This is a genomic window from Sphingomonas faeni, assembly GCF_003053745.1.
GTDB classification, from domain to species: domain Bacteria; phylum Pseudomonadota; class Alphaproteobacteria; order Sphingomonadales; family Sphingomonadaceae; genus Sphingomonas; species Sphingomonas faeni.
This window is the reverse complement of the sequence record NZ_QAYE01000006.1, coordinates 63,450-75,817: the sequence shown is the minus strand read 5'-3', so window position 1 is coordinate 75,817 and position 12,368 is coordinate 63,450. Positions and strand designations below refer to the sequence as shown.

Here is a 12,368-nt window from a genome sequence, read left to right as displayed (position 1 = left end):
TGCGTTAAGGACGGGCGACCCTTCCAGTCGCCCGCCTGACCTCATGGTCGTGGCGTACCCTGATCAGGAGTTCGGATGCTCGATCGACGGCAGTTTCTCGGCACCGGGGCGATCTCGCTCGGTGGACTTACCGCGGGATGCACATCGGTCGGGCGGCCGCTGGTCAAGGCGATCGAGAGCGTTACAGGCACGGCGCCGTCCGAACCGCCGCCGTCCGCCAACCCGCTGATCGACAATCTGCAGGAGCGCGCTTTCCTGTATTTCTGGGACACGACCGACCCGGTCACCGGGCTGGCGCTCGATCGATGGCCGACGCCGTCCTTCTCGTCGATCGCCGCGGTCGGGTTCGCGTTGACCGCCTATCCGATCGGCGTCGTCAACGGCTGGATCACGCGCGAACAGGCGCGCAAGCGGACGCTGGCGACGATGGAGTTCTTCGCGATCGCGCCGATGGGCCCCGAGCCGACCGGCAACAGCGGATACAAGGGATTCTTCTACCACTTTCTCGGCATCACCAAGGGCCAGCGGTTCGCGCGCGCGGAACTGTCGACGATCGATACCGCGCTGCTGGTGGGCGGGATGCTGTTCGCGCAGAGTTGGTTCGACGGCGATCACCCCGAGGAACAGCGGATCCGCGCGCTGGCCGACCAGATCTACGGCGCGGTCGACTGGACGTGGATCACGCCGCGTGCGCCGTTCCTGTCGATGGGCTGGCATCCCGAAAGCGGCTTCATCCCGAGCGACTGGAATATCTACAACGAGGGGATGCTGATGTATCTGCTCGCGCTGGGATCGCCGACGCATCCGCTGCCGCCATCGACCTGGGGCGCGCTGACCGCGCAGTTCGAACCGTCGTGGCGCGGCGATCATCTCCATTATCCGCCGATGTTCGTGCACCAGTACAGCCACGTCTGGGTCGATTTCCGCGGCATCCGCGACGCGTATATCACGACCAAGGGCATCGATTATTTCGAGAACAGCAAGCGTGCGACGATCGCGCAGCGTGACTATGCGATCGCCAATGCGGGGGGGGTCGCCGGCTATGGCCCCGACATCTGGGGACTGACCGCGTGCGACGGGCCGGGCGATTTCAAGGCGACGATCGGCGGGCGTACGCGGGAGTTCTTCAGTTACTCCGAACGCGGGCCCGGCGCCCGCGACGACGGTACGCTGGCGCCTACCGCCGCGGTCGGATCGATCGTGTTTGCGCCGGATCTCGTCATCCCCACGATCACTGCGATGCACGATCGCTATGGCAAGGGGATCTACGGCAAATACGGGTTCTTCGACGCGTTCAACCCGACGCTGACGGAGGTGGGCGAACCGCTCAAGCATGGCCGGATCGTGCCCGGAGTTGGCTGGGTCGACGTCGATTATCTCGGCATCGACCAGGGGCCGATCGTCGCGATGATCGAGAACTGGCGAACCGGCATGGTGTGGAACACGATGCGGCGAAACCCGCATATCCGACGCGGGCTGGACCGCGCCGGATTTAGCGGGGGATGGCTCGCGCGCGTTCCTTAAGGGGTTTCGCCGCCGCGCCGGAACGCCTAGGTCGAGTGCATACCCGATCCTCGAAAGGTTCCAGCATGCGTGAAGCCGCCATCGTCTCGACTGCCCGTACCGCTATCGGCAAGGCGTATCGTGGCGCGTTCAACGCGACCGAGGCGCCGGTGCTGGCGGGGCATGTGATGAACGCCGTCGTCGAGCGCGCAGGGGTAGATCCGGCGCGGATCGACGAGGTGTTCTGGGGGGTCGGCAATCAATGGGGCACGCAGGGCGGCAATGCCGGGCGGATGGCGATCTTCGCGGGTGGGCTGCCGGAGTCGGTGCCGGCCTTCACGCTCGATCGGAAGTGCGGATCGGGGCTGACCGCGGTGGCGCTCGCGGCGCGGACGATCATGTGCGACGAGGCTGACGTGGCGCTGGCGGGCGGGATGGAGTCGATCAGCTATACCGTGACGAAGGACGCGCCGCGCTTCGTCAACGCGAGCGTCGTGGCGAAGGAGCCGGCGGCGTATATCCCGATGATCGAGACCGCGGAGATCGTCGCGGAGAAATACGGGATCAGTCGCGAGGCCCAGGACGAATACGCCGCGATAAGCCAGCAGCGTGCCGCCGCCGGCCTGGCGAGCGGTGCGTTCGCTGAGGAAATCGTGCCGATAACCGTCGAGAAGGCGCTGTACGACAAGCAGGGCGCGCATGCCGGGATCGAGAGCGTCACCTTGTCGCAGGACGAGGGCATTCGCGCCGGCACGACGCTGGAGGGGCTGCGCGGGCTGAAGACGGTGTGGCCGGGCGGCGAGTTCTCGGGGCCGGGATCGAGCGTGACTGCGGGCAATGCTAGCCAGCTTTCCGATGGCGCGTCGGCGCAGTTGCTGATGGATCGCAGGACGGCCGAGGCCGAGGGCAAGGATATCCTGGGCATCTATCGCGGGTTCCAGGCGGCGGGTTGCAGCCCGGCGGAAATGGGCCTCGGACCGATCTTCGCGATTCCGAAACTGCTCGAGCGGGCGGGGTTGTCGGTTGGTCACATCGGGCTTTGGGAGCTGAACGAGGCGTTCGCGTCGCAGTGCCTGTATTGTCGCGATTTCCTCGGGATCGATCCGGAGAAATACAACGTCAACGGCGGCGCGATCGCGGTCGGGCATCCGTTCGGGATGACCGGGTCGCGGCTGGTCGGGCATGCGCTGATCGAGGGACGCAAGCGCGGTGTGCGTTATGTCGTGGTGTCGATGTGCACCGCGGGGGGCATGGGCGCGGCGGGGTTGTTCGAGATCGTTTGACGCGGGCGCCGATTGGGGCGTGCCCTCACCCTTCCCACGGCGGAGACGCCGCGGGCCCCTTCCCTCTCCCCGATGGGAGAGGGGGTTGTTGCCAAGACCTTGCCGGCGGCGCAGGTTCGTGGCTTCTCGGATAGGGATGCGGGCTATGACGACGGCATTGATCACCGGCGCATCGGCGGGGTTGGGCGAAGGCTTTGCGCGGGCGCTTGCGGCCGAGGGCAATGCGCTGATCCTGACAGCGCGTCGGGTTGATCGGTTGGAGGCGCTGGCGGCCGAACTGCGTGCGGCGCACGGCGTCGCGGTGCATGTGTTTGCCGCCGATCTCGCGGACCAGGCTGGTCCGGACACGCTCATTGCTGCCATCGCCGCCGCCGCGTTGCCGATCGACATACTCGTCAACAATGCCGGGTTTGGTGCGCGGGGTGATTTCGCCGAGCTGGACAGCGCGCTGCAACTGGGCATGATCGACCTGAATTGCCGTGCATTGGTGGCGCTGACGCATGCCGTGCTGCCGCAGATGATCGCGCGTGGATCGGGCGGAATCCTCAACCTCGCCTCGGTCGCGTCGTTCCAGCCGGGGCCGTGGATGGCGGTCTATTATGCGAGCAAGGCGTTCGTGCTGAGCTTTTCCGAGGCGCTGCACGAGGAGGTGAAGGGCAAGGGCGTGCGCGTGGCGGCGCTGTGCCCCGGGCCGACGCGGACCGAGTTCGCCGATGTGGCGGGGCTTGGCGATACCGCGCTGTTCGAGCGATTGGCGAGCGATCCGGCGGCGGTCGTGCGTGACGGGTTGGCGGCGCTGGCCGCAAACCGCGCGGTGAAGGTGTCCGGTGCGCTGAACTTCGCGATGGCCGAGGGGATACGGTTTACGCCGCGGAGTCTTGCGCGGCGGATTGCGGGGTCCTTGCAGAAGGCTCGTGGGTAAGGCGCGACCTGAACAGCGGCTCCGCTTGCCGCCCCCTCCGTCAGGCTTTGCCTGCCACCTCCCCCTGGCGGGGGAGGATTGTCTGGGTACTTCACGTCTGCGGCGTAGGCGTGCGGCGGTTAGCGGCTGACCATGCCGGTCACGGTTATCTGACCGCCGCGATCGACGATCTCGCCGTCGACCATGCCGCTGACGAGCACCGTCGCGCCGGGTTCGACGATCAGCGTACCGTCGATCATCCCGGCGATCTCGGCGGTGGCGCCGGCCGGGACGATCGCGGTGCCGTCGAGCATGCCCTCGAATTTACCCTCGATCGTCAGGCTTCCGCGGTGCATGCCCTTCACGTGCGTTCAGTCGGCGAAGAGCAGGACGGGGGTTTCGAGGTACTTCTTGAGACCCTGGACGAAGCTTGCCGCGTCCCAGCCGTCGACGACGCGGTGGTCGCAGCTGATCGACAGGTTCATCAGCTTGGCGCGCACTACTTCGTCACCCTTGAAGACTGGACGCTCGACGATCTTGTTGGGGCCGACGATCGCGACTTCGGGGCGGTTGATCACCGGGGTCGTGGCGATGCCGCCGAGCGGGCCGAGCGAGGTCACGGTGATCGTGCCGCCGCCCATTTCGCTGGGGGCGAGCTTGCCCGCACGCGCGGCTTCGGCGAGACGCGTGATCTCGGTTGCGAGCTGCCAGACGTTGCGGTCCTGCGCGTCGCGGATCACGGGGACGGTGAGCCCGGCGTCGGTCTGCGCGGCCATGCCGAGGTGAATGGCGCCGTGCCGCGTGACCACGCCCGCCTCGTCGTCGTAGCGCGCGTTGAGCATCGGGAAGTCGGGGATCGTCTTGCAGATCGCGACGATCATCAGCGGCAACATCGTCAGCTTGGGACGGCCGCCGCGGTTAGCGTTGAGGTCGGCGCGCATTGCTTCCAATGCGGTGACGTCGATCTCGTCGACATAGGTGAAGTGCGGGATCGCGCGCTTCGACGCGGCCATGTTCTCGGCGATGCGGCGACGCATGCCGATGACCTTGATGGGCTGGTCCTCGCGGGCGCGCGACGCGTGCGGGGGGTGGTAGCCTTCGCCTGAGCCGTAGCGGAGGTAGGCGTCGAGGTCGGCGTGGCGGACTCGGTCGGAGTCGGTTTTTACCGAGGCGAGGTCGATGCCGAGATCGCGTGCGCGGGCGCGGACTGCGGGGGATGCGAGGGCGTGGGTCTTATCCTCCCCGGCACGGGGAGGGGGACCATCCGCAGGATGGTGGAGGGGCGCTTCCACGGGCGGGGCAGCCTTCACTGGCGAGGCGAACTCCACGGGCGGAGTACCTTCCACCGACGGGGTCGCTTGAGGCACGCCCCCTCCACCCCCGGCTTCGCCGGCGGTCCCCCTCCCCGTTTCGGGGAGGATTTCGACGCCCGGGTTTTCGGCTTCGTATTGCTCGGCGGTCTCGGCCTGGGCGGAGGTGAGCGGCGCGGCGACGACTTCGTCCGCGGCGTCGACCGCGTCCGTCTCGATCACCACCAGCGCGGCGCCGATCGACACCTGGTCGCCGACCTCGCCCGCGAGTTCTACGACGACACCCGTCACCGGCGACTCCATCTCGACGGTGGCCTTGTCGGTCATCATGTCGGCGATCGGCGAATCCTCCTCGACGCGGTCGCCGATGGCGACGTGCCATGCGACGATCTCGGCCTCGGAGATGCCTTCGCCGATGTCCGGCAGCTTGAAGGTGAAGCGGGCCATTATGCGTCCTTCATGATCTTTTTCAGGGCTTCGCCGATGCGAACCGGCCCCGGGAAATACGCCCATTCGAGGCTGTGCGGGTACGGCGTGTCGAACCCGGTCACGCGCTCGATCGGCGCCTCGAGATGGTAGAAACAGCGTTCCTGGACGATCGCCGACAGCTCCGCGCCGAAGCCGCTGGTCCGAGTCGCCTCGTGGACGATCATGCAGCGGCCGGTCTTCTTTACCGACGCCTCGATCGTCTCGATATCGAGCGGCACGAGCGTGCGCAGGTCGACGATCTCGGCGTCGATCCTGGCTTCGGCGACGACGGCCGCGCAGACATGGACCATCGTACCGTAGGCGAGGATGGTGAGCGCCTCGCCCGCGCGGACGATCTTCGCCTTGCCGAGCTCGATCTTGTAATAGCCGGTCGGGACTTCGCCGGCCGGGTGCTTCGACCAGTTCTGCGACGGGCGATCCCAGTAGCCGTCGAACGGGCCGTTATAGATGCGCTTGGGCTCGAAGAAGAGCGTCGGATCATTGTCCTCGATCGCGGCGATCAGCAGGCCCTTCGCGTCGTACGGCGTCGACGGAATGACCGTCTTGATACCCGACATATGGGTAAAGAGCCCCTCCGGCGACTGGCTGTGCGTCTGGCCGCCGAAGATGCCGCCGCCGAAGGGCGAGCGCACCGTGATCGGCGAGGTGAACTCGCCGGCGGAGCGGTAGCGTAGGCGTGCGGCTTCGGACACGAGCTGGTCGAGCGCAGGGTAGATATAGTCCGCGAACTGGATCTCGGGGACGGGGCGCAGGCCGTACGCGCCCATGCCCACCGCGACGCCGATGATCCCGCATTCGGTGATCGGGGTGTCGAACACGCGGGTCTTGCCGTGCTTGGCCTGGAGCCCGGCGGTCGCACGGAAGACGCCGCCGAAATAGCCGACGTCCTCGCCCATGACGATCACGTCGGGGTCGCGCTCCATCATGATGTCCATGGCGGAGTTGATCGCCTGGATCATGTTCATGCGGGTAGTGGGCTCGGCGTCCGTTGCCTCGGACTCGGGTGCTTGCGTCATGTCGCTCATGCCTTGCGATCCCATGGACGGCCGCTGGCCGTTTCTTCGTCGAGCATCTGCTGGCGCTGCTCCTTCAGATGCCACGGCAGTTCCTCGAACACGCCGTCGAACAGCGACTCGAGCGGCTGGTGCAGGCCGTGGCCGAGGATACCGTTCTTCTCGGCTTCCTTCTGCGCGGCCTTGACCTGCTCGGCGAGTTCCTTGTCCTGTGCCGCGTGGCGCTCCTCGTCCCATTCGCCGATTGCAATGAGGTGATCCTTGAGGCGCTTGATCGGGTCGCCGAGAGGCCAGGCGTTGGGTTCGCCCTCGCTGCGGTACTGGCCGGGATCGTCGGAGGTCGAGTGGCCTTCCGCGCGGTAGGTGAAGTGCTCGATCAGCGTCGGGCCCTGGTTGGTGCGCGCGCGCTCGGCAGCCCATTCGGTCGCGGCATAGACTGCCAGCGCGTCGTTGCCGTCGACGCGGAGTCCGGCGATCCCGTAGCCGACCGCGCGCGCCGCGAACGTCGTCGCCTCCGCGCCGGCGAAACCGGAGAAGCTCGAGATTGCCCACTGGTTGTTGACGACGTTGAAGATCACCGGCGCGCGGTAGACCGCGGCGAACGTGCAGGCGGAGTGGAAGTCGCCCTCTGCGGTCGAGCCTTCGCCGCACCAGGTCGCGGCGATCCGCGTGTCGCCCTTGGCGGCGGACGCCATCGCCCAGCCGACCGCCTGTGGATATTGGGTCGTTAGGTTGCCCGAGATCGAGAAGAACCCGGCCTCCTTGACCGAATACATGATCGGCAGCTGCTTGCCGCCGAGCCTATCGGCCGTGTTCGAATAGATCTGGTTCATCATGTCGACGAGGCTCCAGCCCCGTGCGATCAACAGCCCCTGCTGGCGGTACGAGGGAAAGCACATGTCCTCATAATCGAGCGCGTAGGCCGCCGCGACTGCGACCGCCTCCTCGCCGAGCGCCTTCATGTAGAAGCTGGTCTTGCCCTGCCGCTGTGCGCGGAACATGCGTTCGTCGAAAGCGCGGAGCAGCGCCATGCTGCGCAACATGCGGCGCATCACGTCGGGCGAAAGCTTGGGATCCCAAGGGCCGACCGCGTTGCCGTCGTCGTCGAGCACGCGGACCAATGTGTAGGCGAGATCGATGAAGTCGGACGCCTTGTCAGCGGTGTCGGGACGGCGTGCTTCGCCGGCGGGCGGCACGTCGACTTCGGCGAAGTCCACCGCGTCGCCGGGGCGGAACTTCGGCTCGGGGATATGCAGCGTAAGTGGCTGCAAATTGGCGCGCGGATGCTCGCTTGCCATCGTCATTCCATCTCCATGAGGCCGCTGTGACCGCGGAACACTCTTACCGAGGCTTGTTATTAAATTTCAACGCAGATTGCGAGGGGGAGTTGCGCATTCACGATGTGCCGCGCGGATTTTTTCTCCCCCTCCGCGGAATTCAGCCGCCGACGGTCTGTTCGATCACGCCGAAGATCGGATGGCGCTTGTCGTCCTCAGCCCAGATGCGGACGACGTCGCCCTGTTTGAGGAACGGCGTGACGGGCTTGCCGCCCTGGATGGTTTCGATCGTCCGCACTTCGGCGAGGCAGGAATAGCCGACGCCGCCCTCGGCAACCGACTTGCCCGGACCGCCATCGGGGCCGCGGTTCGAGACGGTGCCCGAGCCCACGATCGTTCCCGCGCCCAGCTTCCGGGTCTTGGCGGCATGCGCGACGAGCGTACCGAAATCGAACGTCATGTCCTCGCCGGCCTCGGCGCGACCGAGCGGCTGGCCGTTGAGGTCGACCATCAGCTTGCGGTGCAGCTTGCCGTCCTTCCACCAGTCGCCGAGCGAGTCGGGCGTGACGAAGACGGGCGAGAACGCGCTGGCCGGCTTCGACTGGAAGAAGCCGAAGCCCTTGCCGAGCTCGCCGGGGATCAGGTTGCGAAGCGAGACGTCGTTGGTGAGCCCGACCAGCAGGATCGCTGCCAGCGCCTCATCGCGACTCGCGCCGAGCGGGACGTCGCCGGTCACGACGACGACCTCAGCCTCCATGTCGCAACCCCAGGACTCGTCGGCGAGCGGGATCGGATCGCGGGGCCCGAGGAACCCATCCGAGCCGCCCTGGTACATCAACGGATCGTGCCAGAAGCTGTCGGGCATTTCCGCCGCGCGCGCCTGTCGCACGAGCGCAACATGATTCACGTAGGCCGAGCCATCCGCCCATTGATACGCCCGTGGCAAGGGCGACTCGGCGTCATGCTCGTGGAAGCGGCGCATCGGGATCATCTCGTGCTCGAGATCTGTCGACAGGTTCTTGAGGTCGATCGAAAGCCGATCCCAGTCGTCGAGCGCGGCCTGCAGCGTCGGCGCGATGTGGCTCGCATCGGCGTACCAGGCGAGGTCGTTGGAGACTACGACAAGCTTGCCGTCTCGTCCTCGAGTGGCGTCGGGATGCTTCAGGCTGGCCAGTTTCATGGGGCGGATCCTCTATATGTTTGTACGCATCCTACGCCCGTGACGGAGTTCAAGTCGAGCATCCAGCGTGCAGCAAACCTGATTTTGGTAAGAGCGGAGCCAATGTCGACCTGATAGGTTCGAACTTGCGTAACGGTCGAGGAAGGTGAGCATGCCCAGATACTTCTTCGATATCGACAACCATAAACACGTCAACGACGACGACGGCACCAACCTCGCGGACGACGAGGAAGCACGCGTCCAGGCGGTGATCTTCGCAGGTGATTATCTCAGCGATCATCCGGGGATCGCACGCGACGGCGCTCGGTTCAGCGTAGCCGTCCGGAACGAGGCGGGCAGCGTTCTGCTCACGGTCACGGTGACGATCGACGAAACGAGCTAGCCGAACGGCTGGCCTCGTTTTTCGCCACGGTCCCGGCAATCGGGCGCATAAATGTCATAACATGGGTTTTGTCGGCCCGGTCAATCCTGGGATAAGGTGCGTATTGTCGCAACGCGCTATTCCAGAGAGGGTGACAGCGAGAAACGAGTGCTCCTGCACTGGATGCGGAGAGTGCACGTGGATATCTCCACCGTGACTGAGAAGGTGTTACGGAAGTTCGAATCGCGGATGGCGATGGGTGCGGACGATCGCGCGCAGATCGCGGCATTGCCGTTCAAGGTCCGGACGATCGATGCGTCGACCTATATGCTGCGCGAAGGCCAGCGTCCGACGCGCTGCACGTTCATTCTCGACGGCCTGGCCTATCGACAGAAGCTGACGCCGAACGGCGAGCGCGAGATCGTGTCGATCCTGATGCCGGGCGAGTTCGTCGATCTGCAGAACCTGTTCCTCGATGAATCCGACCACGACATCCAGGCGCTGACCCGGCTAACGCTCGCCGAAGTGCCGATCGCGGCATTGCGCCTTTTCATCGAGGCGTGCCCGGCGGCGGGCCAGGCCTTGTGGATCGATGCGCTGGTCGAGTCGTCGATCCACCGCGAGTGGCTGTTGAATGTCGGGCGACGCAATGCGCGGAGCCGGCTGGCGCATCTGCTGTGTGAATTTTCGGTGCGGTTCCAAAAATCGACGCTCGCCGATGCAATGGCGTATGAGTTGCCGATGACGCAGGAGCAGTTGGGCGATGCGCTCGGCCTCACCCCCGTCCACGTCAATCGCGTGTTGAAATCGCTTGAGACCGACGGCCTGATCGCGCGCAAGAAGCGCCAGGTGAGCGTGATCGACTGGCCCCGCCTGCGCGATGCGGCCGAGTTCAACGAGCGCTATCTGCACCTTGGCCAGATCCGCCGCTGACCCAGCCATGGGTGCAAAAACGGGCCGAAGGTTGACTTTTCGACCGTGATACGCCAGATGGCCGCTATCGAGGCGTAATGCAGCGTGATTGGACCCTAGCCGGTCTTAGCTCCGCCTCGGTCGTTTCCAACGGGCTTCCCTTTTCACGCGGGGTGTCAAAACACCACCGCCCCTCGCGCGTCCTTGTGTGGATTCGCGAGCCCGGCATCTATTTGAGAGACTATTCATGTCATTTGCAAACCTCGGCCTTGCCGAGCCGCTCGTCCGTGCGCTCGAAGCCAAGGGCTATACCGAGCCGACGCCGATCCAGGCACAGTCGATCCCGATCCTCCTCGAGGGCGGCGATCTGCTCGGCATCGCGCAGACCGGCACCGGCAAGACCGCGGCGTTCGTGCTGCCGTCGATCCAGCGCCTGACCGAAACCCAGAAGCGCGTCCTGCCGACGCATTGCCGCATGTTGGTACTCGCGCCGACGCGCGAACTCGCCAGCCAGATCGCCGACAGCGCCCGCGCCTACGGCCAGTTCAGCAAGATGTCGGTGACCACCGTGTTCGGCGGCACCAGCATCAACAAGAACCGCCAGGACCTGAGCCGCGGCGTCGACATCCTCGTCGCCACGCCGGGCCGCCTGATCGACCTGATCGAGCAGGGCTTCTGCAACCTGTCGATGATCGAGATCCTCGTGCTCGACGAAGCCGACCAGATGATGGACCTCGGCTTCATCCACGCGCTGAAGAAGATCGTCCGCATGCTGCCGAAGAAGCGCCAGACGCTGTTCTTCTCGGCGACGATGCCGGTCGCGATCCGCGAGTTGGCCAGCCAGTTCCTGCTCGACCCGAAGACGGTGTCGGTGAAGCCGGCGGCGACGACGGCCGAGCGCGTCGACCAGTACGTCACCTTCTGCAACCAGTCGGAGAAGCAGGCGCTGCTGACGATCACGCTGGCCGATCCTGCGATCGACCGTGCGCTCGTGTTCACGCGCACCAAGCATGGCGCGGACCGTGTCGTGAAGCTGCTCGCGGGCAACGGCATCGCCTCGAACGCGATCCACGGCAACAAGAGCCAGGGCCAGCGCGAGCGGGCACTCGGCGAGTTCAAGCAGGGCAAGGTCAAGGTCCTGATCGCGACCGACATTGCCGCGCGCGGTATCGACGTCTCGGGCGTTTCGCACGTCATCAACTTCGAGCTGCCGAACGTCGCCGAGCAGTATGTCCACCGCATCGGCCGTACCGCGCGTGCGGGCGCGAGCGGCATCGCCGTCGCGTTCTGCGCGGATGACGAGAAGGCTTACCTGCGCGACATCGAGCGGATCACCCGCCAGAAGGTGCAGGTCCGGTCGCTGCCGGACGATTTCGTCAACCTGTCGAACCAGATCAAGCAGACGCGCGTGAAGACGATGGGTGCCGATCCCGAGGTCCGGATCGATCGTCCGCGCGATCCGGCACGGCCGCGCGCGACGCATTCGCCGCGGGCGACCGGGACGACTGGTCGTAACTATGCGGGTGCTAGCCGTGGCGGCCAGGGTGGCGGCGGCCAAGGCGGCGGCGGTCGTCCCCAGGGCGGTGGTCGTCCCGGCGGTCAGGGCGGCGGTGGCCGTCCGGCTGGCGGTGGTGGCCGTGGTCCGAGCCGCGGCGCGGGCCCGAGCTCGGCACGCTAAGGAGCATTCGTTCGCCTCGCGGGTTTGGTGTAGACCGGTCCCGCGAGGAGAATGCTCATGGACGTTTCCACTACACCTGTCGCCGAACGCGTCGCACGCGTGCTGGCGGGACAGCGGATCAGCGCGAACGCCGGCGGCGATGCCGAGTCGGCGTCGCGGTTGATCGACGATGCGTGGGCGGATTATCTGCCTGATGCGCTGGCGGTGCTGAAGACGCTGCGCGAGCCTGACAAGGCGATGGCCGCGGCGGGTGATCCTGCGGTCTGGGAAGCGATGATCCTCGCGGGGATCAAGGGCGCCAAGCCTCAGACGGTAATCCTGTAATTTTTGTTCACCCGCTAAGGCGGGGACCCAGTCTGGGCACCCGCCTTCGCGGGTGAACAAGCTTTGCGACCAAAGACACCGACCGCGTGCACCACCCCGGCGGAGGCCGGGGCCCAATTGGCAAGGCCGACGTGACG

12 protein-coding genes are annotated in these 12,368 nt (G+C 66.0%); 7 read left to right on the top strand and 5 right to left on the bottom strand.

Annotation, left to right across the window (positions count from 1 at the left end; translation table 11 throughout):
• The first annotated feature begins 75 nt into the window (after window positions 1-75).
• From C8J25_RS11910 to C8J25_RS11900, 3 genes are all read left to right on the top strand, one after another.
• Window positions 76-1,524 carry a glucoamylase family protein gene (locus tag C8J25_RS11910; RefSeq protein ID WP_107954634.1) on the top strand — a complete coding sequence of 483 codons (1,449 nt, stop codon included), beginning with the start codon at window positions 76-78 and terminating at the stop codon, window positions 1,522-1,524.
• A gap of 65 nt (window positions 1,525-1,589) precedes the next feature.
• Window positions 1,590-2,786, top strand: coding sequence for a thiolase family protein (locus C8J25_RS11905; protein WP_107954633.1), 1,197 nt, complete (start codon window positions 1,590-1,592; stop codon window positions 2,784-2,786).
• Window positions 2,787-2,931: 145 nt separating this feature from the next.
• A complete protein-coding gene (locus C8J25_RS11900; protein ID WP_107954632.1) occupies window positions 2,932-3,708 on the top strand; it encodes an SDR family NAD(P)-dependent oxidoreductase in 777 nt (258 codons plus the stop codon).
• Between the two features lie 119 nt (window positions 3,709-3,827).
• On the opposite strand, the gene C8J25_RS11895 is transcribed toward C8J25_RS11900, so the two are convergent.
• The 5 genes from C8J25_RS11895 to C8J25_RS11875 all read right to left on the bottom strand — a co-directional run bounded on the left by C8J25_RS11895 (window position 3,828) and on the right by C8J25_RS11875 (window position 8,956).
• Window positions 3,828-4,043, bottom strand: a complete 216-nt coding sequence (locus tag C8J25_RS11895; protein WP_107954631.1) for a hypothetical protein — start codon at window positions 4,041-4,043, stop codon at window positions 3,828-3,830.
• 15 nt (window positions 4,044-4,058) lie between these two features.
• Entirely contained in the window at window positions 4,059-5,444 is a 1,386-nt protein-coding gene (locus C8J25_RS11890; RefSeq protein WP_107954630.1) for a dihydrolipoamide acetyltransferase family protein, read from the bottom strand.
• Window positions 5,444-6,451, bottom strand: a complete 1,008-nt coding sequence (locus tag C8J25_RS11885) for an alpha-ketoacid dehydrogenase subunit beta (protein ID WP_107954796.1) — start codon at window positions 6,449-6,451, stop codon at window positions 5,444-5,446. The genes C8J25_RS11890 and C8J25_RS11885 overlap by 1 nt, the downstream gene beginning before the upstream one ends.
• Window positions 6,452-6,507: 56 nt before the next feature.
• Window positions 6,508-7,797: a thiamine pyrophosphate-dependent enzyme gene (locus C8J25_RS11880; RefSeq protein ID WP_056490339.1), complete on the bottom strand. Its 1,290-nt coding sequence runs from the start codon at window positions 7,795-7,797 to the stop codon at window positions 6,508-6,510.
• Between the two features lie 139 nt (window positions 7,798-7,936).
• Window positions 7,937-8,956 (bottom strand): fumarylacetoacetate hydrolase family protein, encoded by a 1,020-nt coding sequence (locus tag C8J25_RS11875; RefSeq protein WP_107954629.1) that lies wholly within the window; start codon window positions 8,954-8,956, stop codon window positions 7,937-7,939.
• A gap of 151 nt (window positions 8,957-9,107) precedes the next feature.
• Between C8J25_RS11875 and C8J25_RS11870 the strand changes: the two genes are divergently transcribed.
• The 4 genes from C8J25_RS11870 to C8J25_RS11855 all read left to right on the top strand — a co-directional run bounded on the left by C8J25_RS11870 (window position 9,108) and on the right by C8J25_RS11855 (window position 12,231).
• Window positions 9,108-9,338 carry a DUF6894 family protein gene (locus tag C8J25_RS11870; RefSeq protein ID WP_056066769.1) on the top strand — a complete coding sequence of 77 codons (231 nt, stop codon included), beginning with the start codon at window positions 9,108-9,110 and terminating at the stop codon, window positions 9,336-9,338.
• A gap of 177 nt (window positions 9,339-9,515) precedes the next feature.
• Window positions 9,516-10,250 (top strand): Crp/Fnr family transcriptional regulator, encoded by a 735-nt coding sequence (locus tag C8J25_RS11865; RefSeq protein WP_244187041.1) that lies wholly within the window; start codon window positions 9,516-9,518, stop codon window positions 10,248-10,250.
• A gap of 226 nt (window positions 10,251-10,476) precedes the next feature.
• Window positions 10,477-11,907 (top strand): DEAD/DEAH box helicase, encoded by a 1,431-nt coding sequence (locus tag C8J25_RS11860; RefSeq protein WP_107954627.1) that lies wholly within the window; start codon window positions 10,477-10,479, stop codon window positions 11,905-11,907.
• 57 nt (window positions 11,908-11,964) lie between these two features.
• A complete protein-coding gene (locus C8J25_RS11855; protein WP_093399082.1) occupies window positions 11,965-12,231 on the top strand; it encodes a hypothetical protein in 267 nt (88 codons plus the stop codon).
• Window positions 12,232-12,368: the final 137 nt, after the last annotated feature.